Consider the following 21,370-nt stretch of genomic DNA (forward strand, 5'->3'; position numbering starts at 1 on the left):
CGCCTTCGTCGCCCCGCCCGTCCGGACGGGAATAGGATGGACACGGTCGGGCGTGCCCGGATGCATGCACGACGTCTCATCGATCAGGGAGGACGACGTGTCCACGAGCACACGCTTGACACCGTCGGTTTCGGAGACCACGTCGAGGTCTCCACGCGGCACACTGTATCGGGGCCGCGAAGGCATGTGGTCGTGGGTGCTGCACCGCATCACCGGCGTCGCGATCTTCTTCTTCCTTCTGGTGCACGTCCTCGACACGTCGCTCATCCGCGTCTCCCCCGAGGCGTACGACGCGGTGATCGGCACGTACAAGAACCCGATCATGGCGTTCGGCGAGGTGGTGCTGGTCGCAGGCATCGCGTTCCACGCCTTCAACGGCCTGCGCATCATCGTCGTCGACTTCTGGTCGAAGGGCGCGAAGTATCAGCGCCAGCTGTTCTGGATCGTCCTCGGGCTGTGGGCCGTGGTGATGGCCGGCTTCGTGCCGCGCCACCTCGCCCTCGCGTTCGCCGGATTCGGAGGGGGCAACTGATGTCCGCGCAGACCATCGCACCCGCCCGCCGCCAGCGCGGCGTCAACCTCGAGAAGTGGGGCTGGCTGTTCATGCGCGGCTCGGGCGTGCTGCTGATCGTGCTGATCTTCGGCCACCTGTTCGTGAACCTGATGGTCGGCGACGGCATCCACGCGATCGACTTCGGCTTCGTCGCCGGCAAGTACGCCACTCCGTTCTGGCAGTGGTGGGACGTGCTGATGCTGTGGCTCGCGCTGATCCACGGCTCCAACGGCATGCGCACGATCGTCAACGACTACGTCACGCACGAGAAGGCCCGCAAGGCTCTCGTCTGGGCGCTGGGCCTGGCGGCGGCGCTCCTCATCATCCTCGGCACCCTCGTGGTGTTCACGTTCGATCCCTGCGCGGGCGTCTTCGAAGACGGCGCCATGTGGGAGACCTGCCAGGCACTGGGCAAGTAAGCGAAGAAGGCAGATCATTGACTACGCAGACCTCTGACTCCGTCGTGCGCGACGGCGTGCACTACCACCAGTTCGACATCGTGATCGTGGGCGCCGGCGGCGCCGGCATGCGCGCGGCCATCGAGGCCGGCCCCGGCGCGAAGACCGCCGTGATCACGAAGCTGTACCCCACGCGCTCGCACACCGGTGCGGCGCAGGGCGGCATGGCCGCAGCCCTCGCGAACGTCGAGGACGACAACTGGGAGTGGCACACCTACGACACGGTCAAGGGCGGCGACTACCTCGTCGACCAGGATGCCGCGGAGATCCTCGCGAGGGAGGCCATCGACGCGGTCATCGACCTCGAGAACATGGGCCTGCCCTTCAACCGCACGCCCGACGGCAAGATCGACCAGCGCCGCTTCGGCGGCCACACGGCCGAGCACGGCAAGACGCCCGTGCGCCGGGCCTGCTACGCGGCTGACCGCACCGGTCACATGATCCTGCAGACCCTGTTCCAGAACTGCGTCAAGCTCGGCATCAACTTCTTCAACGAGTTCTACGTGCTCGACCTGATCACGGTGAAGGACGCCGCGGGCGCGACGCAGGTCGCGGGCGTGGTCGCGTACGACCTGGCCACCGGCGACCTGCACGTCTTCCAGTCGAAGGCCGTCATCTTCGCCACCGGCGGCTTCGGCAAGATCTTCAAGACCACCTCCAACGCGCACACCCTGACCGGCGACGGCGTCGGCATCGTCTGGCGCAAGGGTCTGCCCCTGGAGGACCTGGAGTTCTTCCAGTTCCATCCGACGGGTCTGGCCGGCCTCGGCATCCTCCTCACCGAGGGCGCCCGCGGTGAGGGAGCCATCCTGCGCAACGCCTCTGGCGAGCGCTTCATGGAGCGCTACGCCCCCACGATCAAGGACCTCGCACCGCGCGACATCGTGGCCCGCAGCATGGTGCAGGAGGTGCTCGAGGGTCGCGGCGCCGGCCCGCACAAGGACTACGTCCTGCTGGACTGCACGCACCTGGGTGCGGAGGTGCTCGAGACCAAGCTGCCCGACATCACCGAGTTCGCCCGCACCTACCTGGGCGTCGACCCGGTGGTCGAGCCGGTGCCGGTGATGCCGACCGCGCACTACGCGATGGGCGGCATCCCGACCAACAACGACGCGGAGGTGCTCGCCGACAACTCGACCGTGGTCCCCGGACTGTACGCCGCCGGTGAGTGCGCCTGCGTCTCCGTGCACGGCTCGAACCGCCTGGGCACCAACTCGCTGCTCGACATCAACGTGTTCGGCAAGCGCGCCGGACGCAACGCCGTCGAGTACGTCAAGACCGCCGACTTCGTGCCGCTGCCCGAGAACCCGGCCGGGTTCGTCAAGGACATGGTCGAGGACCTGCGCAACAACCAGGGCACCGAGCGCATCGCCGTGCTGCGCAAGACGCTGCAGGACGAGATGGACAAGGGCGCCCAGGTGTTCCGCACCGAGGAGTCGCTGACGCACGTGCTGGGCGTCATCGCCGAGCTGCGCGAGCGCTACAAGAACATCCACGTCGACGACAAGGGCAAGCGCTTCAACACCGACCTGCTCGAGGCCGTCGAGCTGGGCTTCCTGCTCGACATCGCCGAGGTCGTCGTCTACGCCGCGCGCAACCGCAAGGAGAGCCGTGGCGGCCACATGCGCGACGACTTCCCGAAGCGCGACGACGAGAACTACATGAAGCACACGATGGCCTACCTGGTCGGCGACGCGCACTCGTCGGTCGCCTCCGACCACATCAAGCTGGACTGGAAGCCCGTGGTCATCACGAACTACCAGCCCATGGAGAGGAAGTACTGATCATGACCGATGTCGTAGAGGCACCCGCCGACGCCGCGAACGACTCTGGAGTGCAGTCCTTCCTGGTCACCTTCAACATCCGCCGCTTCGATCCGGAGGTCGACGAGGAGCCGCGCTGGGTCGATTACGACGTCGAGCTGTACGCGACCGACCGCGTGCTCGACGCGCTGCACAAGATCAAGTGGGAGGTCGACGGCTCGCTGTCGTTCCGCCGCTCGTGCGCCCACGGCATCTGTGGCTCGGATGCGATGCGCATCAACGGCCGCAACCGCCTCGCCTGCAAGACGCTGATCAAGGACCTCGACATCTCGAAGCCGATCTACGTCGAGGCCATCAAGGGTCTGCCGCTGGAGAAGGATCTCATCGTCGACATGGAGCCGTTCTTCGCCTCCTACCGCGAGGTGCAGCCCTTCCTCATCGCCAACTCCTCCCCCGAGAAGGGCAAGGAGCGCGTGCAGTCCATCGCCGACCGGGCGATCTTCGACGACACCACCAAGTGCATCCTGTGCGCCGCGTGCACCTCGTCGTGCCCGATCTTCTGGACCGACGGGCAGTACTTCGGTCCGGCGGCGATCGTGAACGCGCACCGCTTCATCTTCGACTCGCGCGACGACGCGGGCGACGTGCGCCTGGACATCCTCAACGACAAGGAGGGCGTGTGGCGCTGCCGCACGACCTTCAACTGCACCGAGGCCTGCCCCCGCGGGATCGAGGTCACCAAGGCTATCGCCGAGGTCAAGCAGGCCGTCCTGCGCGGCGGCCCGCGCTGAGCGCTGCCAGAGCGATGCGCGCCCGACTGACTCGTTCAGCCGGGCGCGCTGCTGTGTGGGGGCGACGGGTCGCCGCTCTGTTCCCGGTGCGTGTGTGGCGGCACTTCCTGCGCCGCAACGGCTTCCTGCTCTCGGCGGGCATGGCGTACCAGACGCTGTTCGCGCTGTTCGCGCTGCTCTACGTCGCCTTCGCCGGTGCCGGTGTCTGGGTCGGCGGCAGCGACGTCGCGGTCGACGCCATGATCCGGATCGTGAACAGCTACATCCCCGGCTTCATCGGGGTGGATGCCATCGTCGCCCCCGACGCGGTGCGCGAGGTGGCCACCTCGGCCACCGGTGCGTTCACCCTCACCGGCGCCATCGCGGCTGTCGTCGTCATCTGGACCGGGATCGGCGCGGTCACCTTCACCCGGCGCGCGGTGCGCGGCATCTTCGGTCTGCCGTTCGACACCAGGAGCTACGTGCTGCTGAAACTGCGCGACGCCGTGGCGGCGCTCGCGTTCGGGATGAGCCTGCTGCTGGGCGCGGCGATCAGCTTCGGCGGCGTCTGGGCTCTGCGCACGCTGGTCGAGATGCTCGGGCTGGAGGTGCCGAGCGCGCTGGTGCGCTCCCTGGTCTCGATCTCCTCCGTGCTCGTCGTCATCGTGATCGACGTCGCGGCCATCGCCGCCCTGGTGCGCTTCCTCACCGGCGCGGTCGTGCGGTGGCGGCGGATCCTGCCCGGTGCCGTGCTCGGCGGCATCGCGGTCGCCGTGCTGCAGCTCGGCGCCGGCCTGCTGGCCGCGCACACGCCGGGGAACCCGCTGCTGGCGACCTTCGCGGTGACCGTCGGGCTTCTGCTGTGGTGCCGGGTGATCGCGGCGGTGATCCTGCTCGCGGCGTCCTGGATCGCGTTGAGCGCCGGCGACCGCAACGAGCCGGTGCGCGACAGCGGCGGGCTGCGTCCGCTGCGTGCGACGGCCGCGCGGGGCCCGTGACGGGATGTCCGATCCCGTCGTTAGGCTGGATGCCATGCCCCATCTGCGTATCGCCTCCGTCAACGTCAACGGCGTCCGCGCCGCCGTCCGCAACGGGATGCACGGGTGGCTCGAGCAGGCCGATGTCGACATCCTCACGCTGCAGGAGGTGCGCGCCGACGACGAGCATCTCGCGGCCGCGTTCCCCGACTGGCAGATCGTGCACGACAAGGCCACGTCGAAGGGCAGGGCCGGCGTCGCCGTGCTCAGCCGCACCCCGGCACTCGCGTCGCGCACCGCGCTCGGCGCCGACGACTTCGATTCCGCGGGCCGCTGGATCGAGGCCGACTTCCAGATCGGCGGTGCGCCGCTCACGGTGGTCAGCGCCTACGTGCACTCCGGCGAGGCCGACACCCCGAAACAGGACGAGAAGTGGAAGTTCCTCGACGCGATGAGCGTGCGCATGGCGTCGCTGGGCGCTGACGACGCGCACGCGCTCGTCACCGGAGATCTCAACGTCGGCCACCGCCCGTTCGACATCCTGAACTGGAAGGGCAACGTGAAGAAGTCCGGCTTCCTCGCACGCGAGCGGGCCTACTTCGATCGCCTCCTCGGCGCCGCCGGCGAGCGAGTGGTCGGTCAGGAGGGCGTCGGCCGGGGAATAGTGGGGCAGCTCAGCGACACCCGCCCGTTCGCGGCGGAGGGCGGTGGGCTGGGGCTCGGCTGGATAGACGTGGGTCGCGCGCATCACGGCGAGGTTCCCGGTCCGTACACCTGGTGGTCGATGCGCGGGAAGGCGTTCGACAACAACAGCGGCTGGCGGATCGACTACCACCTGGCGACCCCGCCGCTTGCTGCTCGCGCCACCGGGTACACCGTCGCGCGCGCCGAGACCTACGCGGAGCGCTGGAGCGATCACGCGCCGGTGATCGTGGACTACACCTGCTGACCCTGCCACGGGCTCGGGGACGCCGGGCGACAGGGGACCGACCCGAGACGCATAGGATTGCTTCGTGACCAGACCACGCCTCTACTCCGGAATGCAGCCCTCCGCCGACTCCCTCCAGGCCGGCAACTACATCGGGGCGCTTCTGCAGTGGCGTGAGATGCAGTCCTCGTACGACGCGTTCTTCTCCGTGGTCGACCTGCATGCGATCACCGTGCCGCAGAACCCGGAAGAGCTGCGCGAGAAGACCCGTCGCACGGCTGCCCAGTACATCGCCGCCGGCATCGAGCCCTCGAAGTCGACGCTGTACGTGCAGTCGCACGTGCGCGCGCACGCGGAGCTCGCCTGGATTCTCAGCACCATCACCGGCTTCGGCGAGGCCGGGCGGATGACCCAGTTCAAGGACAAGTCGCAGCGCTACGGCCAGGACTCCACCTCGGTGGGCCTGTTCACCTACCCCGTGCTGATGGCCGCCGACATCCTGCTCTACCAGAGTGAGCTGGTGCCGGTGGGCGACGACCAGAAGCAGCACGTCGAGCTGACGCGTGACCTCGCTGAGCGCTTCAACAGCCGATTCGGCACGACCTTCACGGTGCCCACCCCGGTGATCCAGAAGGACACCGCGCGCATCTACGACCTGCAGAACCCGACCTCGAAGATGTCGAAGTCGGCCGAGAGCGACGCGGGTGTCCTGTGGCTGCTCGACGATCCGGCGAAGTCCGCCAAGAAGATCATGCGCGCCGTGACCGACAACGAAGGCTCGGTGCGCTTCGACCGCGAGAACAAGCCAGGGGTGTCGAACCTGCTGACGATCTACGCCGCGCTCACCGGCCGCCAGGTGGGCTCGATCGAGGACGAGTACGCCGGTCGTGGGTACGGCGACTTCAAGAAGGGGCTGGCCGAGGTCGTCGTGGACGAATTCGGTCCTGTGCGCGAGCGCGCGAACGCCCTGCTCGACGACCCGGCCGAGCTGGACAGACTCCTGGCCGCGAACGCGGCCAGAGCCGACGAGGTCGCCGACGCCACCCTCGCGGACGTCTACCAGCGCGTCGGGCTGCTGCGTCGCGTCTGAGGAGCGAGATGACCGATCCCTTCGTGCCGCCCGGGCTGCCTGCGCCGAGCTCTCCTGCTGCCCAGCCGCCGCCGCCCGGAGCGTACCGCGTGCCGGTGGGCGGATATCAGGCGCCCATCGGTGCCTATTCGGCACCTCCCGCCCCCGCGCCCTCTCGCGCGACGGGCGCCGTGTCGCTCGCGGCCGCTCTGGTCGCCGCGCTCGTCACGCCCGTCGTGGCCGGAGTGCTCGCTCTGCAGATCGGGCTCGCCGTGTCGGTGGACGATCTCATCGACCGCAACGGTGACTTCCGGATCGCCGCCCTCTCCCCCGCGCGCATCGAGACGCTGTGGGCGGAGATCATGTTCTGGCTGGGCACCGCGCTCGGGCTGTTCGGCGTGATCGGCGGGATCGTCGCCGTCGCTGGTCGCCGCGGCCGAGGGATGGGCATCGCCGCGATCGTCGTCGCCGCACTGGGCCCGGGGATCTTCTTCCTCGCCGTGGCGCTCATGTACGGCATCGGCAACGGCATCGCCTTCGACCCACTGGTCTGATCGGCGCCCGCTGGTCTGACTGAGGACCAGGCGTTCAGCGCGAGTGGTGGCGCTGCTGCGCCGCCAGCAGCCCTTCGTCGACGAGCTGCTCCACGGCATCCGCGGCGTCCGAGATGAAGATCGGCAGTGTCTTCTGCTCGACCGACCCGAACGGCGCGAGCACCCAGTCGGCCGGATCCTGCCGCCCTGGCGGCCGCCCGATGCCGGCCCGCACCCGCAGGAAGTCGGGAGTGGTGAGCGTTCGCGCGATGTCGCGGACGCCGTTGTGCCCGCCGTGCCCTCCGCCGATCTTCATGCGGATGCTGTCGAACGGGATGTCGAGCTCGTCGTGCACGACGACGACGTTCTCGGGCGCCACCGAGTAGAACCTCGCCAGCGCCGCCACCGGAGTGCCGGACGTGTTCATGAACGAGTTGGGCTTGGCCAGCACGATGCGATCACCGCCAGGACGCACCCGGGTCTCGGCCACACGCGCACCGGCCTTGTGCTCTCGGAACCGCTCGCCGCGACGCTCGGCGAGCTCGTCGACGACCATCTGCCCGATGTTGTGCCGTGTCGCCGCGTAGCGCGGACCAGGGTTGCCGAGACCGACGATCAGCCAGGTGGTGGTCATTCGCATCCTCTCGTGCGGATATGACGGAGGGGACGCGATCAACTCGCGCCCCCTCCGACTGGATCGTCAGCGGATCACTCCGCGGCGGCCTCCTCGGCCGGAGCCTCGGCGGCGGTGTCGTCCTCGGCCGGAGCGGCCGGGACGGAGATCGCGACCACGAGGGTCTCGGGGTCGGCCACGAGCGTGACACCCTTGGGGAGCTTCACGTCGGCGGCGGTGATGTGCGCGCCCTCCTCGAGGCCCTCGACCGAGACCTCGACGTTCTCGGGGATGTGCGTGGCCTCGGCCTCGACGGCGAGGGTCGCGGCGTCGAGCGCCACGATGGTGCCCGCGAACGACTCGCCCGTGACGACGACGGGGAGGTCGATGGCGACCTTCTCGCCCTTCTTCACCACGAGCAGGTCGATGTGCTCGATGATCTGCTGCACCGGGTCACGCTGCACGTCCTTGACGAGGGCGAGCTGCGAGGTGCCGTCGACCTCGAGGTCGAGAAGCGCGTTGGCGCGGCGGATGATGAGCGACACCTGGTGGCCGGGCAGCGCGACGTGCACGGGGTCGGTGCCGTGGCCGTAGATCACGGCGGGGATCTTCCCGGCAGCGCGCAGACGGCGGGCGAAGCCCTTGCCGAAGCTCGTGCGGGTCTCGGCGACGACCTTGTTCTCGTCAGACATGTTGTTCTCCTTCGGGCGCGGGACGGTGCCTCGCGGTGGTCATGGTCTCGGAAGCCTCGGTGCGGACACGAGGAGACGAGACGCTGAGCGGCTGAAGGATTCAGCCGGCCACCGGGCTCACGTCACCGCGTCGATAACGGATGCGCGCATGCGCGCTCCCTCGCCGAGGAACTCCTCCATCGTACCCGAAAGCTCGATAGGCTGTGGGCATGCTCGATGCCGCCTTCCTCTCGCACGTCATCCTCTGGGTCATCGGCGCGATCGCCGTCTGCGGTGTCGTGTCGTCGTTCGCCGCGATGTTCTCGATGGGACGCACGGGCTACCGCGAGGACTGACCCGGGCGCCGCTCAGAACAGCGACGCGAGCAGGTACACCACCAGCACGATCGCGAAGGCGAGAACCGACTGGATGGTCTGCTGCACCGTCCACGTCTTCAGCGTGGTCTTGACGTCCATCCCCATCAGGCGTCCCACCAGCCAGAACCCGGAGTCGTTCACGTGGCTGGCGAACACCGAGCCGGCCGCCGTGGCGAGGGTGATGGCGACCACCTCGAGGGGGTTGAAGTCGCCACCGAGCACGGCGGGAGCGATGAGGCCCGCCGCGGTGACCAGGGCGACGGTTGCCGAGCCCTGCGCGACGCGCAGCACGACGGCGATGATGTACGCCGCGACGATCACGGGCAGACCCACGCCGCTCAGCGTGTCGGAGAGCGCCTCGCCGATGCCGGACGAGCGCAGCCCCCCGCCGAACATCCCGCCGGCTCCGGTGATCAGCACCACGGAGCAGATGGGCCCGAGCGACGAATCGACGATCTTCTCCAGGGCGGTGCCGTGTTCGCCGCGTCGCCAGCCGAGCGCCACGAGCGCGACGAGCACGGTGATGGTCAGCGCGACCGGCGACTGACCGATGAAGATCAGCGACTGCGCCCAGAGCTCGGTGGAGTCGATCACGCCCGCGCTGCCCAGCGTGGTGAGCCCCGTGTTGAGGAAGATGAGAAGCGCTGATCCCTGTCCTCACTGCCGAACAGCGACGGCACCGGCAGGATCCAGCGACTGCCGACGAACTTCCCCCACAGGTAGCCCGAGAGGTACCAGACCGGAAGCGCCACGACGAGGCCGACCAGCAGCACCAGCATCCTCCGCGACCGTCGGCATCATCGGCCTGGGTTCGATGGGGCGTCCGATGGCCGAACGCCTGCTCGCTGAGCGCGGCGAGCTCGTCATCCACGCCCGCCGCCCGCAGCCCGAGCTCGTCGCCGCCGGTGCGACCTGGGCCGAGTCGCCGCGGGAGCTCGCCATGCGCGTCGACGTGATGGTGAGCGTGCTGCCGGATCTGCCCGAGCTGGAGCAGCTGCTGGACGGACCCGACGGACTGCTCGCCGGCGACCGAGACCTGCTGATCCTCATCGCGTCGACGTCGTCGGCACCGGCCGTGCGCGCGCTCGGCGACAGGCTGCACGCGCAGACCTCCGGCCGGGTGCGTCTGGTCGACTGCCCGGTGTCGGGCGGTGAGGACGGCGCCAGGGCCGGCACCCTCTCGATCATGCTGGGCGGCGCCGAGGCCGACACCGCCCTCGCGGCCGAGGTGCTCGCCCCGTGCGGAACCGCCGTGCACCTGGGCCCCCTCGGGGCCGGCCAGGTGGCCAAGGCGTGCAATCAGCTCGTCGTGTCGGCCACGATCCTGGCCCTCGGCGAGGCGACCGTGCTCGCGGACCGCTCGAGCATCGATCTCGACCGCATGTGGTCGCTGCTCGCCGGCGGATACGCGGGGTCGCGACTGCTCGAGGCCAGGCACTCCAAGCTCGTGACCGGCGACGACTCGGCCAGCGGCATGGCGAAGTACATGGTCAAGGACCTGCGCTTCGCGGCAGACATCGCCGCCGGCACCGGCACCGACGCGGTTCTGCTGCCCGCCCTGCGCGCCGCCTTCGACGAGATCGTCGACCGCGGCCTGGGAGATCGCGACATCTCCGTCACCCGCCGCCTGGTCGCCGAGCGGCGTCCCAGGCCGGATGACACGAACGAATTCTGACCCTTCATCCACCGATACCCTGAGATCACAACCTTCATCACCGAGGAGATCCCTGTGCCCACTGCTGCAGCCAATATCGGAGTCGTCGGACTCGCCGTCATGGGTTCGAATCTGGCCCGTAATCTCGCCAGCCGGGAGGGCAACACGGTGGCGGTGCTGAACCGCTCGCGGGCGAAGACGGATGATCTGGTGGCGTTGCACCCGGAGGCGGGTTTCGTGCCGACGTTCTCGTACGAGGAGTTCGCGGCGTCGCTGCAGAAGCCGCGCACGGCGATCATCATGGTCAAGGCGGGGCTCGGCACCGATGCGGTGATCGATGAGCTCGTGCGGGTGTTCGAGCCGGGCGACATCATCGTCGATGGCGGCAACGCGTACTTCCCCGACACCATCCGCCGGGAGAAGGCAGTGCGTGAGACGGGGATCAACTTCGTCGGCGCGGGCATCTCCGGCGGTGAGGAGGGTGCGCTGCTGGGGCCGAGCATCATGCCCGGCGGGTCGGATGAGTCCTGGGTGACGCTCGGTCCGATCCTGGAGTCGATCGCCGCGGTCGCCGAGGGCGAGCCGTGCGTCACGCACGTCGGTCACGGCGGCGCGGGTCACTTCGTGAAGATGGTGCACAACGGCATCGAGTACGCCGACATGCAGCTGATCGCCGAGGCCTACGACCTGATCCGTCGCGGCACGGGCAGATCCCCCGCCGAGATCGCCGACATCTTCGCCGAGTGGAACACCGGCGAGCTCGAGTCGTACCTGATCGAGATCACCGCCGAGGTGCTGCGCCAGATCGACCATGAGACCGGCCAGCCGCTGGTCGACGTCATCGTCGACCAGGCCGGCGCCAAGGGCACCGGGGCGTGGACCGTGCAGACCGCGCTCGCCCTCGGCGTTCCCGTCTCCGGCATCGCCGAGGCCACCTTCGCCCGCTCCCTCTCCTCCCACCCCGAGCAGCGCGCCGTCGCCGCGCACCTGCCCGGCCCCGAGGGCGAGTTCACCGTCGACGACGTGGACGCCTTCATCGAAGACGTGCGCCTGGCCCTGTACGCATCGAAGATCGTCGCGTACTCCCAGGGCTTCGACGAGATCCGCGCCGGCGCCACCGAATACGGCTGGAGCATCGACCTCGGCGCCGTGGCGAAGATCTGGCGCGCCGGATGCATCATCCGCGCCCAGTTCCTCAACCGCATCGCCGACGCATACGCCGCCGAACCCGACCTGCCCGCCCTGCTCACCGCCCCCTACTTCGCCGAGGCGCTCTCCCGCGGCCAGGCAGCATGGCGCCGCGTCGTCATCGCCGCAGCCCAGGCCGGCATCCCCGCCCCCGCGTTCTCCTCCTCCCTGTCCTACTACGACGGCATCCGCGCCGAGCGCCTGCCCGCCGCCCTCATCCAGGGCCAGCGCGACTTCTTCGGCGCACACACCTACCGCCGCATCGACAAGGAAGGCACCTTCCACACCCTCTGGTCAGGCGACCGCACCGAGATCCCCGCCGTCGACACCCACTGACCGCAACCCGGGCTCGGGACGGCGCTCGCACGCCGTCCCGAGCCCGATGCATGTCCCGCTCCCGCAACACCCACAGGTGACGCATAGGAGATGCAAGGGAATCTCGGCGAAGACGAGCGCAGAATGGTGCCATGAGCACCGAGCATCCTGATCTGCGCCGTCCCGACGGAACCCCGCTGCGCATCCTCGCGGTCGACGACGAGCCGATGCTCACCGACCTGCTCGCCATGGCCCTGCGCATGGAGGGCTGGGAGGTGCGCACCGCGGCCTCGGGCCTGGAGGCGCTGCAGGTCGCCCGCGACTTCGAACCGGATGCCCTGGTGCTCGACGTCATGATGCCCGACCTCGACGGCATGAGCGTGCTGCGCCGGCTGAGAGAATCCGGCAATCTCGTGCCCGTCGTCTTCCTCACGGCGAAGGATGCCGTCGCCGACCGCATCGCCGGGCTCACCGCGGGTGGCGACGACTACGTCACCAAGCCGTTCAGCCTCGAGGAGGTCATCGCACGGCTGCGGGCCGTCATCCGCCGCTCCGGCCAGGGGCAGACCGACGACGAGCAGTCGATCCTCCGAGTCGCCGACCTCTCGCTCAACGAGGACAGCCACGAGGTGATCCGCGGAGACGACGAGATCGAGCTCACCGCCACGGAGTTCGAGCTGCTGCGCTTCCTGATGCGCAACGAGCGGCGCGTGCTGTCGAAGGCGCAGATCCTCGACCGGGTGTGGAGCTACGACTTCGGCGGCAAGTCGTCGGTGGTCGAGCTGTACATCTCGTATCTGCGCAAGAAGATCGACGCCGGCCGCACTCCGCTGCTGCACACCGTGCGCGGTGTCGGCTACATGATCAAGTCGCCGCAGTAGCCCATGCTCCCGCACCCGCTGAGCCTTCAGGCGCGGCTGATGGCCGCGGTGATCGGGTTCGTCTCGCTCATCCTCGTGATCGTCGCGATCATCACCAGCGCGACGCTCGGCAAGACCCTCGAGGACGATCTGCAGAGGAAGCTCGTCGCCACCTCGAAAGTCACGACGGCTCTGGTCGCCAGCCGCGCCACGGCGGCGGAGCTGCGCGGTGAGCCCCTCACCGCCGAGAACGCGGTCAGCGGCGGCATCGTGCAGACCGGCAGTCTGCTGCTCGCCGTCCTGCCTCCCGACACACCCGCCTCGGGCGTGATCGTCACCCCCGAATCCCGTCGCGACCTCCCCGCCCGCGATCTGCTGACGCTCACCGCGGCACTGCAGGAGTCCGACTCCGCGACGGTCACGCTGCACGACGTCGGCTCGTTCCGGGTGATGGTCGAGCGCACCGAGAACGGCGTGGTGGTCATCACGGGGCTCCCCCGTGCCGAGGTGCAGCACACCATGACGTCGCTGTTCACGGTGATAGCCCTGGCGACCCTCGGCGGGCTGATCCTGCTCGCCCTCACCACCGCGCTCACCATCAGCATGGGGCTGCGACCGCTGCGCGCGGTGGCAGCGACCGCGTCACGCGTCGCCGGGCAGCCACTCGATCGCGGCGAGGTGAGCATCACCGAGCGGGTGCCGGACTACGAGGCCGACCCGCGCACCGAGGTCGGCCGGGTGGGAGTGGCGCTGAACACCCTGCTCGACCACGTCGACTCATCGCTCTCGGCGCGTCAGCGCAACGAGGAGCGCATGCGGCGGTTCGTGGCGGATGCCAGCCACGAGCTGCGCACGCCGCTCGCGTCGATCCGCGGGTACTCCGAGCTGTCGCTGCGGGCGCTGCGCCAGTCGCAGGACGCGCCCACCGTCGAGAACACCACCTCCGCGCTGGAGCGCATCCAGGCGCAGTCGCTGCGGATGACGCGACTCGTCGAGGACCTGCTGCTGCTGGCCAGGCTCGACGAGGGCGCCGAGCTGGTGCACGGCGAGGTCGACCTCTCGCAGCTCGCCGTCGAAGCCCTCGCCGACGCGCAGCCCACCGCGCCTGACCACCACTGGAAGCTCGAGACCCCCGGCGAGCCCGTCGTCGTCGCGGGTGACGTCGGACGCCTGCATCAGGTGGTCGGCAACCTGCTCGCCAACGCCCGCACGCACACGCCGGAGGGCACGACCATCACGCTGTCGGTGTCGGCCACCCCTTCGGGCGCCGAGCTGCGCGTGCACGACGACGGGCCAGGGATCGATCCCGACGTGCGGGAGGAGCTGTTCGCCCGGTTCGCTCGCGGCGACGTGTCGCGCGCGCGGCAGACCGGCGGCACGGGCCTCGGCCTCGCGATCGCCAAGGCGATCGTCGAAGGCCACGGCGGCACGATCACGGTCGAGAGCACGCCGGGTGACACGTCGTTCACGGTGCGCCTGCCGCGCGGCGAGCAGGCCACCCCGGCGCGGTCAGCGCAGGCGCGGTCCGAGCGCGACGAGCATCCGGATCAGTAGCCGGCGAACGCGTCGGTCGTCACCGCGCGGGCCTTCTGCAGCGCCGGTGCGAGATCGGCGATGAGGCGGGGCGGTCCGGAGATGTAGGCGTGCCGCGCGGCGAGATCGGGCACCACGCGCTGCAGAGCCTCCGCGTCGAGCCGGGCACCCTGCGCCCAGGCCCAGTGCGCCGGCAGCTCGGCCGGCTCGTCGCGCGTGAACACGATCGTGCGGACGCCGGTCGCCGCGAGCTCATCGCGGAACGCGAGCTCGGCCGCCTCGGAGGCCACATAGATGAGCACGACATCGCGCTCGGCGCCGGTGGCCTGCAGCTGGCGCAGCTGCGACACGAACGGGGTCACACCGATGCCTGCCGCGACCATCAGCACCGGGGTGCGCCCGCGCGGCAGCACGAAGTCTCCCCACGTGCCGGTGACGGCGAGCACGGCTCCCGGTTCGGCAGCCTTCAGCGCCCGCTTGTAGCTCGACGGATGCTTCTGATCGCCGTCCTTGTAGGCGATTCGCAGAGTGGGCAGGTCGGCAGGCGCGGAGACGATGCTGAACTCGCGGCGGGTGCCCCTGGCATCCGGATTGCGATGCGGCACCTCGAGCTCGAGATACTGCCCCGCGACGAAGCGCAGCCGCCCCTTGGTGCGGAACGTGAGCTCCTGCGCGGTGGGCGTGACGAAGGTGCGCTCGGTGAGCACCAGCCGCACCGAGCTGCGCAGCGCGAAGGCGAAGGCGAGCAGGTTGCCGATCAGCAGAGCGCGCTCCTGGCCGAGCGTGAACAGCGAGCCGACCGCGATCGGCCATCCGGCGAGCACTCCCACGAGAGCGGCGACGCTGTACTGCTGCCAGCGTCGCGGCGGCAGGGTGAGCGGCTCGGAGAGCATGAACGCGCCGAGGAAGAGGTACGGCGTCTGCGTGAGTGCGGCCGGCAGCGCCTCGCCCGCGCTGAACGGGATGCCGAACTCCTGCGACTGCACGGCCTGCCGCACCACCGACACCACGACGACCACGAGCAGGAAGACGAGCATCAGCCGCACCTTCTCGGTGCGCCACAGCACGATCAGCCCGCTCAGCACGACGGACAGCGCAAGCCAAGGCGTGCCGACCCACCACGCCGAGAATGTTCCGAGACCGAAGACCGTCACCACCGCGGCGCCGAATGCCGCGGGATTGAGGATGTGCCGTCCGCGCCACGCGATCAGGTATTTCGACAGGCTCGCCAGCACCCCGGCGAGTGCCGTCCCGCCCAAGCCGGCCGGGGTCAGCGAGGGCTGCAGCACGAACAGCAGGATGAGTGCCGTGACCAGCGACGACTCGATGCGCCACGGCAGGCGCAAGACGCGCTGCGCGGCGGCGTCGACCGCGGAGATCGAGAGGGCGAGCACGGCGAAGGATGCCAGGATCTCGCCCGCCGACGGTCCGACCAGCCCCGCCAGCGACAGCCCGAGCGCGATCGCCGCAAGCCCCGCGAGGGCGAACAGCACGAGCCGGTACATCGAGATGCCGCCGAGGACGGCCAGCACGCGCTGCCGCATGGCCAAGAACGCAGTGATCACTCTTCTACTCTTCCGTATCCTCAGCGGGCGGGCTCGGTGAACAGCTCACCGGGGAACCCGCGTGAGCGCTCGACGCGCCCATCGCTCGACATCCGCACCCAGTGGGCGCCCCAGCGATCGGCGATCTCGGGACCCCCGTCGAAGAACAGGCCGGTCGCCGCGCCGTCGGCGTGCATGGCGTCGCCGGCGAGCGCCCAGGTGGCGACCCAGGTGCGCACGGGAAGCCCGGTGCGTCCGTTGAGCACGTGGTGCAGTCCGCTCCCCCACGTCCGCCGTGTCACCGCGGATGCACACAGCGCGGCATCCGTCACCTCGACCACCCCGATCGCGGAGGTCGCGTCGTACGGGTGCTCGAGCGCGACTCTCGCGGTGCCGCCGCGTACGCGAAGATCACCGCTGCCGTCGACGCTCACCCGGCCGGGAACCTCCGCCAGCGCGTCGCTGACGAGATCGACCAGCCGCCCCTTGCCGACGGCGCCGACATCGATGACGGCAGGCTCCTCGAGGGTCAGCGAACCGTGCTCGCCGTGCAAGACCTGCTCCCACCGCGGGTGCCCCGCGTGCATCCCACCCGGCTGCCGCGTGCGCGGGCGCAGGGTCAGCGCGGCGTCGTAGCCGAGCGCCTCGAGTGCCGACCCGATCAGCGGGTTCACACCGCCGTCGGTCGCCCGACCGAGATCGCGGTAGGTCTCGATCATCGCGGCGGCATCGGCGGCGGCTGCGGGGGTCAGCTCCGCCGTGCCGCCGTGCGCGCGCAGCGACGAGACGACGGAGTCGTCACGGAAGCGCGACCAGGTCGCGTCGAACGCCTCGATGATGCCGCCCACGCGCGCTCGAGCCGGGCCGTCCAGCGGGTCGACGGTCTCGATCTCCCACGACGTGCCGATGGCGTCGAACCGCCACGAGTGCATGCCGGATCACTCGGCCGCTGTGGCGGCTTCGTCCTTGATCTTCACCACGGCCTGATCGAATCCGTCGCTGGTGAGCGACGATCCGGCGACGCGGTCGACCTCCAGCTCGTCGAGCTTCTTCCCGACCACGACATCGGAGATGCCGGCGATGAACTGACCCTGGTAGTTCTTCGACTCCGGGGCCAGCGGGTCGCCGACCACGCGGACGTCGGTGACGGTGTCGTCTGCGATCGTCAGGGTCACCTCGATCGTCTCCACCGTCTCGGGCGTGCGATACGACCCCTCAGCCGTGTACGTTCCCTCGGCGTAGGGGGCAGTGGCGTCGGTGCTCAGCGGTGACGGGTCGGCCCTGCCGGTGTCGGCGTCCGCCGCACCCGAGCACCCGGCGAGGACGAGGGCGCCGGCGACGCCGAGCAGAGCGGTTCCGGTGCGGGCTGCGGGATGCACGTTCATGCGTCCAGCTTCGGGCATCCGGCTATGAGAAATCCGGATGCCGTCGTCGCGACGTCGGGGCGATCAGGCGTCTCCGCCGAACATGCTCGTCACGGAGCCGTCTTCGAAGACCTGCTTGATCGCGGTGGCGAGCAGCGGCGCGATCGGCAGCACCGTGAGCCCGTCCCAGCGTCGCGACTGGGTGAGCGAGATCGTGTCGGTCACGACGACCTGGTCGATCGCGTCGTCCTGCAGGCGGTCGGATGCCGGGTCGCTGAAGACCGCGTGCGTGGCCGCGACGATCACCTTGCGGGCGCCGTTCGCCTTCAGCGCCTGCGCGGCCTTGACGATCGTGCCGCCGGTGTCGATCATGTCGTCGACGAGCAGGCAGGTGCGTCCGTCGACGGTGCCGACGATCTCGTGCACCGAGACCTGGTTGGCGACCTTGGGGTCGCGACGCTTGTGGATGATCGCGAGGGGTGCTCCCAGGCTGTCCGACCAGCTGTCGGCCACACGGACACGACCCATGTCGGGCGACACGATCGTGAGCGTCTCGCGGTCCTCGGCGGTGAGGGTGCCCTGGAAGTGCTCGAGCAGCACGGGCTTGGCGAAGAGGTGATCGACCGGTCCGTCGAAGAACCCCTGGATCTGCGCGGCGTGCAGGTCGACGCTCATCACGCGGTCAGCGCCGGCGGTCTTCAGCATGTCGGCCACGAGGCGGGCGGAGATGGGCTCGCGACCGCGGCCCTTCTTGTCCTGACGGGAGTAGGGGTAGTACGGGGCGACGACGGTGATGCGCTTGGCCGAGGCGCGCTTGGCTGCGTCGAGCATGATCAGCGTCTCCATGAGCCACTCGTTCACCGGCTCGCCGAACGACTGCACGATGAACAGGTCGCAGCCGCGGATCGATACCTCGAAGCGGGCGTAGATCTCCCCGGAGGCGAACGTGCGGTGCTCGACCGGGGCCGCCTCCTGGCCGAGGGCCGTGGCGACGGCTGCGGTCAGCTCGGGATGCGAGCGTCCGCCCGCGACGACGAGGCGCTTCTTCGTCTTCGCGATCAGACCGGGTGCGACCCCGTTCTCACGATCGAGTGCGACCTTCTTCTTCTTGTTGCCCATGCGCCCTATTCCGCCGATCGTTCGCGGGCCGCCGCATCGGCTGCACCCGTGCCTGCTCTGTTCTTCTCGACCCACCCGTCGATGTTGCGCTGGGGGGCGACGCTCATGGCCAGGGCACCCGCGGGCACGTCCTTGCGGACGACGGCGCCGGCACCTGTCTTCGCACCTGCCCCCAGCCTAACGGGCGCCACGAGCACGGTGTGCGAGCCGATGTGCACCTCATCGCCGACCACGGTGCGGTGCTTGTTCACGTCGTCGTAGTTCGCGGTGATCGTGCCGGCGCCGAGGTTGACGCCGCGACCGATCGTGGCATCGCCCACGTACGACAGGTGGGGCACCTTGCTGCTCTCGCCGATCTCGGCGTTCTTCGTCTCGACGTACGCGCCGATCTTGCCGCCGGCGCCGAGCACCGTGCCGGGGCGCAGGAACGAGAACGGGCCGACGGTGGCCTTCGCCCCGATCACCGCGAGCGTCGCGTCGGTGCGCTTGACCACCGCGTCCGCGCCGACCTCGCAGTCCACCAGCGTGGTGTCGGGCCCGACGGTGGCACCTTCGGCGATGACCGTGGCGCGCAGGATCTGGGTGTTCGGGAGGATCGTCACGTCGGGTGCGAGCGTGGCGTCGTCGTCGATCCACGTGGTATCGGGGTCGACGACGGTGACGCCCTCGCGCTGCCAGCGACGCACGATGCGCTGGTTGAGCAGGCGACCGACGAGCGCGAGCTGCGCCCGGTCGTTGACCCCGAACGTCACGGTGACGTCGGAGACGACGGATGCGGCCACGCGGTCGCCGTCGCGGCGCAGCAGGCCCGGCACGTCGGTGAGGTACATCTCGCCCTGCGCGTTGTCGACGCCGATCTCGGGCAGGTAGCGGCGCAGGGTCTCGGAGCGGAACGCGTACATGCCGGCGTTGATCTCGCGGACCGACGCCTCGTCGTCGCTGGCATCCTTCTGCTCCACGATGCGGTCGACACCGCCGTCGGCGTCGCGGATCACCCGGCCGTAGCCGGTCGGGTCGTCGACGACAGCGGTCATCAGGGTCGCCGGTGCACCCGACGCGCGGTGCTCGTCGAGGAACGACGAGAGCGTCTCGGCGTCGGCGAGCGGGCAGTCGCCCGAGAGCACGAGCACATCGCCGTCGAAGTCGGCGGGCAGCGCGTCGATCGCGACCTGCACGGCGCGGCCGGTGCCGGGCACGTCGTCCTGGTCGACGAAGACCGCGTCGGGGTAATCGGCGGCGAGCGCCGTGACGACCTGCTCGCGCTCGTGGCGCACGACGACCTCGATGTGCGATGCGCCCAGCGACCGGGCCGTGGTGAGCACATGACCGACCAGCGGGCGTCCTGCGATCTCGTGCAGCACCTTGGGTCGGCGGGACTTCATGCGGGTGCCCTGCCCTGCGGCGAGCACGATGATGGCGAGATTGTTCTGCGTCATGCTCCGCCGCCAGGATTCGAACCTGAACTTCACAGCTCCAAAGGCTGTCGTGCTGCCGTTACACCACGGCGGACCACGGCCCTCCGCCTCGCTGGGCGGCGACCGCGGGTCAATTCTGCCACGGCGGACCCGCTCTCCCGTCCGGACGGACGTGAGGGGCACAGGATAATGGGGGGATGAGCGAGGCGGATGAGGTCGACCGGATCGTCGGCGCCTGGAACACCCAGCGCCCCGACCTGGACTTCTCGCCCCTCGAGGTGCTCTCGCGCATGGACCGCCTCTCACGGCATCTCGACCGCGCCCGGCGCGACGTGTTCCGCCGCAGTGACATCGAGCCGTGGGAGTGGGACGTGCTCTCGGCGCTGCGACGTGCCGGCGCGCCGTTCCAGCTGTCCCCCAAGCAGCTGCTGCAGCAGACCCTGGTCTCCAGCGGCACGATGACCAACCGCATCGATCGTCTGGTGGGACGCCGGTTCGTCCGACGCGAGTCCGACCCTCAGGACGGACGGAGCGTACTCGTCACCCTCACCGACGACGGGCGGGTGCGGGTGGATGCCGCGATCACCCGCCTCGTCGACGCCGAGGCCGTGCTGCTGCAGGCCCTCCCCCGCACCGACCGCGAGCGGCTGGCCGGCCTGCTGCGCAAGCTGAGCCTGAGCTTCGACTCGTGAGCGCTCCTGTTCCAGGGCGCGGACGCTGATGGCGATGCGCTCCCCGCTGCCGGTGCGCGACGGCGTCGGTGCGACCCGGCTGCATCTGCCGCTGACCGGGCCGTGGCCGACGGTCGGCGCGTACATGTCCGAGCGCTTCTTCCACCTCGAGCCCGAGCGCCTGCTGTCTCGGTTCGACCGCGGTGAGATCGTCGCGAGGGACGGCACGCCCCTCGCGCGCGAGACCCCGCTGGGCGCGCACGAGTTCGTCTGGTACTACCGCGAGCCTCCCATCGAGCGCGAGATCCCGTTCGACGTGGAGGTGCTGCACCAGGACCGCGACCTGGTCGTGGCCGACAAGCCGCACTTCCTCCCCACGACGCCGGGCGGCAAGTACCTGCAGAACTCGGCCCTGGTGCGGCTGCGCAACCTCCTCGGCATCCCCGAGCTCACCCCGATCCACCGCCTCGATCGGGCGACCGCCGGTGTGCTGATGTTCTCCACCCGCCCCGAGACCCGCGGGGCCTATCAGCTGCTGTTCGAACGGCGACAGGTCGAGAAGGTGTACGAGGCGGTCTCCGCGGTGCCCGAGGGGTGGGACGCGGCATCCCCCGCCCTGGCGGGACGACCGTTCCCGATCGTGTACCGCAACCACATCGAGAAGCTGCGCGCGCACGTGTGCGTGCGGGTCGACGAGGCGCGCGAGCCGAACTCCGAGACGCTCATCGAGCTGCTCGGCTGCGACGACCGGGTCGTGCACACGCTGCTGCGCCCGCATTCCGGACGCATGCATCAGCTGCGGGTGCATCTCGCCTCGCTCGGCGCGGGCATCCTGAACGACGGCTTCTACCCGACACTGCTGCCCGAGGCGCCGGACGACTTCACGCGGCCGCTGCAGCTGCTCGCGCGCGAGCTGCGCTTCGTCGATCCGCTGACCGGGGCCCCGTGCGAGTTCGTCACGCGCCGGGTCCTGCAGGACGCCCCGCGCGGCTGAC

22 protein-coding genes, 1 tRNA gene and 1 pseudogene are annotated in these 21,370 nt (G+C 69.7%); 15 read left to right on the top strand and 9 right to left on the bottom strand.

Annotation, left to right across the window (positions count from 1 at the left end):
- The first annotated feature begins 97 nt into the window (after positions 1 to 97).
- The 8 genes from sdhC (at position 98) to AB0O65_RS12985 (ending at position 7,072) form a co-directional block, all read left to right on the top strand.
- Positions 98 to 532 carry a succinate dehydrogenase, cytochrome b556 subunit gene (gene sdhC, locus AB0O65_RS12950; protein WP_256220990.1) on the top strand — a complete coding sequence of 145 codons (435 nt, stop codon included), beginning with the start codon at positions 98 to 100 and terminating at the stop codon, positions 530 to 532.
- On the top strand, positions 532 to 972 hold the full coding sequence (locus tag AB0O65_RS12955) for a succinate dehydrogenase hydrophobic membrane anchor subunit (protein WP_071640662.1): 441 nt from the start codon (positions 532 to 534) through the stop codon (positions 970 to 972). The genes sdhC and AB0O65_RS12955 overlap by 1 nt, the downstream gene beginning before the upstream one ends.
- A gap of 17 nt (positions 973 to 989) precedes the next feature.
- Positions 990 to 2,795, top strand: a complete 1,806-nt coding sequence (gene sdhA / locus AB0O65_RS12960; protein WP_071640660.1) for a succinate dehydrogenase flavoprotein subunit — start codon at positions 990 to 992, stop codon at positions 2,793 to 2,795.
- A gap of 2 nt (positions 2,796 to 2,797) precedes the next feature.
- On the top strand, positions 2,798 to 3,565 hold the full coding sequence (locus tag AB0O65_RS12965; RefSeq protein ID WP_191713165.1) for a succinate dehydrogenase iron-sulfur subunit: 768 nt from the start codon (positions 2,798 to 2,800) through the stop codon (positions 3,563 to 3,565).
- A gap of 53 nt (positions 3,566 to 3,618) precedes the next feature.
- Positions 3,619 to 4,542, top strand: a complete 924-nt coding sequence (locus AB0O65_RS12970) for a YihY/virulence factor BrkB family protein (RefSeq protein WP_363385643.1) — start codon at positions 3,619 to 3,621, stop codon at positions 4,540 to 4,542.
- Positions 4,543 to 4,576: 34 nt separating this feature from the next.
- Positions 4,577 to 5,470: an exodeoxyribonuclease III gene (locus AB0O65_RS12975; RefSeq protein WP_071640654.1), complete on the top strand. Its 894-nt coding sequence runs from the start codon at positions 4,577 to 4,579 to the stop codon at positions 5,468 to 5,470.
- Positions 5,471 to 5,534: 64 nt separating this feature from the next.
- On the top strand, positions 5,535 to 6,539 hold the full coding sequence (trpS, locus tag AB0O65_RS12980) for a tryptophan--tRNA ligase (protein WP_071640652.1): 1,005 nt from the start codon (positions 5,535 to 5,537) through the stop codon (positions 6,537 to 6,539).
- Positions 6,540 to 6,547: 8 nt separating this feature from the next.
- Positions 6,548 to 7,072 (top strand): hypothetical protein, encoded by a 525-nt coding sequence (locus tag AB0O65_RS12985; protein WP_071640650.1) that lies wholly within the window; start codon positions 6,548 to 6,550, stop codon positions 7,070 to 7,072.
- Positions 7,073 to 7,106: 34 nt separating this feature from the next.
- On the opposite strand, the gene pth is transcribed toward AB0O65_RS12985, so the two are convergent.
- Both pth and AB0O65_RS12995 read right to left on the bottom strand, forming a co-directional pair.
- Positions 7,107 to 7,685, bottom strand: a complete 579-nt coding sequence (pth, locus tag AB0O65_RS12990) for an aminoacyl-tRNA hydrolase (RefSeq protein WP_071640648.1) — start codon at positions 7,683 to 7,685, stop codon at positions 7,107 to 7,109.
- Positions 7,686 to 7,759: 74 nt separating this feature from the next.
- Positions 7,760 to 8,356: a 50S ribosomal protein L25/general stress protein Ctc gene (locus AB0O65_RS12995; protein ID WP_071640646.1), complete on the bottom strand. Its 597-nt coding sequence runs from the start codon at positions 8,354 to 8,356 to the stop codon at positions 7,760 to 7,762.
- A 209-nt stretch (positions 8,357 to 8,565) separates the two neighbouring features.
- On the opposite strand from AB0O65_RS12995, the gene AB0O65_RS13000 reads away from it, so the two are divergent.
- On the top strand, positions 8,566 to 8,691 hold the full coding sequence (locus AB0O65_RS13000) for a hypothetical protein (RefSeq protein ID WP_256220989.1): 126 nt from the start codon (positions 8,566 to 8,568) through the stop codon (positions 8,689 to 8,691).
- A 12-nt stretch (positions 8,692 to 8,703) separates the two neighbouring features.
- Here AB0O65_RS13000 and AB0O65_RS13005 read toward each other — a convergent pair.
- A pseudogene (locus tag AB0O65_RS13005) lies at positions 8,704 to 9,488 on the bottom strand (GntP family permease); the annotation flags it as partial.
- A 23-nt stretch (positions 9,489 to 9,511) separates the two neighbouring features.
- On the opposite strand from AB0O65_RS13005, the gene AB0O65_RS13010 reads away from it, so the two are divergent.
- From AB0O65_RS13010 to AB0O65_RS13025, 4 genes are all read left to right on the top strand, one after another.
- Complete coding sequence (locus AB0O65_RS13010) at positions 9,512 to 10,387, top strand: NAD(P)-dependent oxidoreductase (RefSeq protein WP_363385923.1); 876 nt, start codon at positions 9,512 to 9,514, stop codon at positions 10,385 to 10,387.
- 54 nt (positions 10,388 to 10,441) lie between these two features.
- Positions 10,442 to 11,890, top strand: a complete 1,449-nt coding sequence (gndA, locus tag AB0O65_RS13015; protein WP_313480399.1) for an NADP-dependent phosphogluconate dehydrogenase — start codon at positions 10,442 to 10,444, stop codon at positions 11,888 to 11,890.
- A gap of 131 nt (positions 11,891 to 12,021) precedes the next feature.
- Entirely contained in the window at positions 12,022 to 12,750 is a 729-nt protein-coding gene (locus AB0O65_RS13020; RefSeq protein WP_363385650.1) for a response regulator transcription factor, read from the top strand.
- Between the two features lie 3 nt (positions 12,751 to 12,753).
- A complete protein-coding gene (locus AB0O65_RS13025; protein WP_363385653.1) occupies positions 12,754 to 14,283 on the top strand; it encodes an ATP-binding protein in 1,530 nt (509 codons plus the stop codon).
- Here AB0O65_RS13025 and AB0O65_RS13030 read toward each other — a convergent pair.
- The 6 genes from AB0O65_RS13030 to AB0O65_RS13055 form a co-directional block, all read right to left on the bottom strand.
- Positions 14,277 to 15,806, bottom strand: a complete 1,530-nt coding sequence (locus AB0O65_RS13030) for a flavodoxin reductase (protein ID WP_313480449.1) — start codon at positions 15,804 to 15,806, stop codon at positions 14,277 to 14,279. The two genes, AB0O65_RS13025 and AB0O65_RS13030, sit on opposite strands and share 7 nt — an antisense overlap.
- Before the next feature lie 41 nt (positions 15,807 to 15,847).
- Positions 15,848 to 16,738, bottom strand: a complete 891-nt coding sequence (locus AB0O65_RS13035; protein ID WP_363385656.1) for an FAD:protein FMN transferase — start codon at positions 16,736 to 16,738, stop codon at positions 15,848 to 15,850.
- Positions 16,739 to 16,744: 6 nt separating this feature from the next.
- Entirely contained in the window at positions 16,745 to 17,209 is a 465-nt protein-coding gene (locus tag AB0O65_RS13040; RefSeq protein ID WP_363385659.1) for an FMN-binding protein, read from the bottom strand.
- 45 nt (positions 17,210 to 17,254) lie between these two features.
- Positions 17,255 to 18,289: a ribose-phosphate diphosphokinase gene (locus tag AB0O65_RS13045; protein WP_071644497.1), complete on the bottom strand. Its 1,035-nt coding sequence runs from the start codon at positions 18,287 to 18,289 to the stop codon at positions 17,255 to 17,257.
- A 5-nt stretch (positions 18,290 to 18,294) separates the two neighbouring features.
- Complete coding sequence (gene glmU / locus AB0O65_RS13050) at positions 18,295 to 19,725, bottom strand: bifunctional UDP-N-acetylglucosamine diphosphorylase/glucosamine-1-phosphate N-acetyltransferase GlmU (RefSeq protein WP_363385662.1); 1,431 nt, start codon at positions 19,723 to 19,725, stop codon at positions 18,295 to 18,297.
- Between the two features lies 1 nt (position 19,726).
- Positions 19,727 to 19,798, bottom strand: a tRNA-Gln gene (locus AB0O65_RS13055).
- Between the two features lie 103 nt (positions 19,799 to 19,901).
- Between AB0O65_RS13055 and AB0O65_RS13060 the strand changes: the two genes are divergently transcribed.
- Together AB0O65_RS13060 and AB0O65_RS13065 are read left to right on the top strand one after the other, a co-directional pair.
- The gene (locus AB0O65_RS13060) at positions 19,902 to 20,396 is read left to right on the top strand and encodes a MarR family transcriptional regulator (protein WP_071644499.1); all 495 of its coding nucleotides are present in this window, start codon (positions 19,902 to 19,904) and stop codon (positions 20,394 to 20,396) included.
- A gap of 34 nt (positions 20,397 to 20,430) precedes the next feature.
- Positions 20,431 to 21,369: a pseudouridine synthase gene (locus AB0O65_RS13065; RefSeq protein ID WP_363385666.1), complete on the top strand. Its 939-nt coding sequence runs from the start codon at positions 20,431 to 20,433 to the stop codon at positions 21,367 to 21,369.
- The last annotated feature ends 1 nt before the right edge of the window (position 21,370 follow it).

It is taken from the genome of Microbacterium sp. NPDC077391, from assembly GCF_040686955.1.
Taxonomy (GTDB): Bacteria; Actinomycetota; Actinomycetes; order Actinomycetales; family Microbacteriaceae; genus Microbacterium; species Microbacterium commune.

Coding starts and splice junctions, on each gene's coding strand:
- AB0O65_RS13035 (WP_363385656.1), bottom strand. CDS start 16,738: ATGCACTCGTGGCGGTTCGACGCCATCGGCACGTCGTGGGAGATCGAG.
- AB0O65_RS12985 (WP_071640650.1), top strand. CDS start 6,548: ATGACCGATCCCTTCGTGCCGCCCGGGCTGCCTGCGCCGAGCTCTCCT.
- AB0O65_RS12975 (WP_071640654.1), top strand. CDS start 4,577: ATGCCCCATCTGCGTATCGCCTCCGTCAACGTCAACGGCGTCCGCGCC.
- AB0O65_RS12955 (WP_071640662.1), top strand. CDS start 532: ATGTCCGCGCAGACCATCGCACCCGCCCGCCGCCAGCGCGGCGTCAAC.
- AB0O65_RS13030 (WP_313480449.1), bottom strand. CDS start 15,806: ATGCGGCAGCGCGTGCTGGCCGTCCTCGGCGGCATCTCGATGTACCGG.
- AB0O65_RS13065 (WP_363385666.1), top strand. CDS start 20,431: ATGCGCTCCCCGCTGCCGGTGCGCGACGGCGTCGGTGCGACCCGGCTG.
- AB0O65_RS13040 (WP_363385659.1), bottom strand. CDS start 17,209: ATGCCCGAAGCTGGACGCATGAACGTGCATCCCGCAGCCCGCACCGGA.
- AB0O65_RS13060 (WP_071644499.1), top strand. CDS start 19,902: ATGAGCGAGGCGGATGAGGTCGACCGGATCGTCGGCGCCTGGAACACC.
- AB0O65_RS13025 (WP_363385653.1), top strand. CDS start 12,754: ATGCTCCCGCACCCGCTGAGCCTTCAGGCGCGGCTGATGGCCGCGGTG.
- AB0O65_RS12995 (WP_071640646.1), bottom strand. CDS start 8,356: ATGTCTGACGAGAACAAGGTCGTCGCCGAGACCCGCACGAGCTTCGGC.
- AB0O65_RS12965 (WP_191713165.1), top strand. CDS start 2,798: ATGACCGATGTCGTAGAGGCACCCGCCGACGCCGCGAACGACTCTGGA.
- AB0O65_RS13000 (WP_256220989.1), top strand. CDS start 8,566: ATGCTCGATGCCGCCTTCCTCTCGCACGTCATCCTCTGGGTCATCGGC.
- AB0O65_RS13020 (WP_363385650.1), top strand. CDS start 12,022: ATGAGCACCGAGCATCCTGATCTGCGCCGTCCCGACGGAACCCCGCTG.
- pth (WP_071640648.1), bottom strand. CDS start 7,685: ATGACCACCACCTGGCTGATCGTCGGTCTCGGCAACCCTGGTCCGCGC.
- AB0O65_RS13045 (WP_071644497.1), bottom strand. CDS start 18,289: ATGGGCAACAAGAAGAAGAAGGTCGCACTCGATCGTGAGAACGGGGTC.
- glmU (WP_363385662.1), bottom strand. CDS start 19,725: ATGACGCAGAACAATCTCGCCATCATCGTGCTCGCCGCAGGGCAGGGC.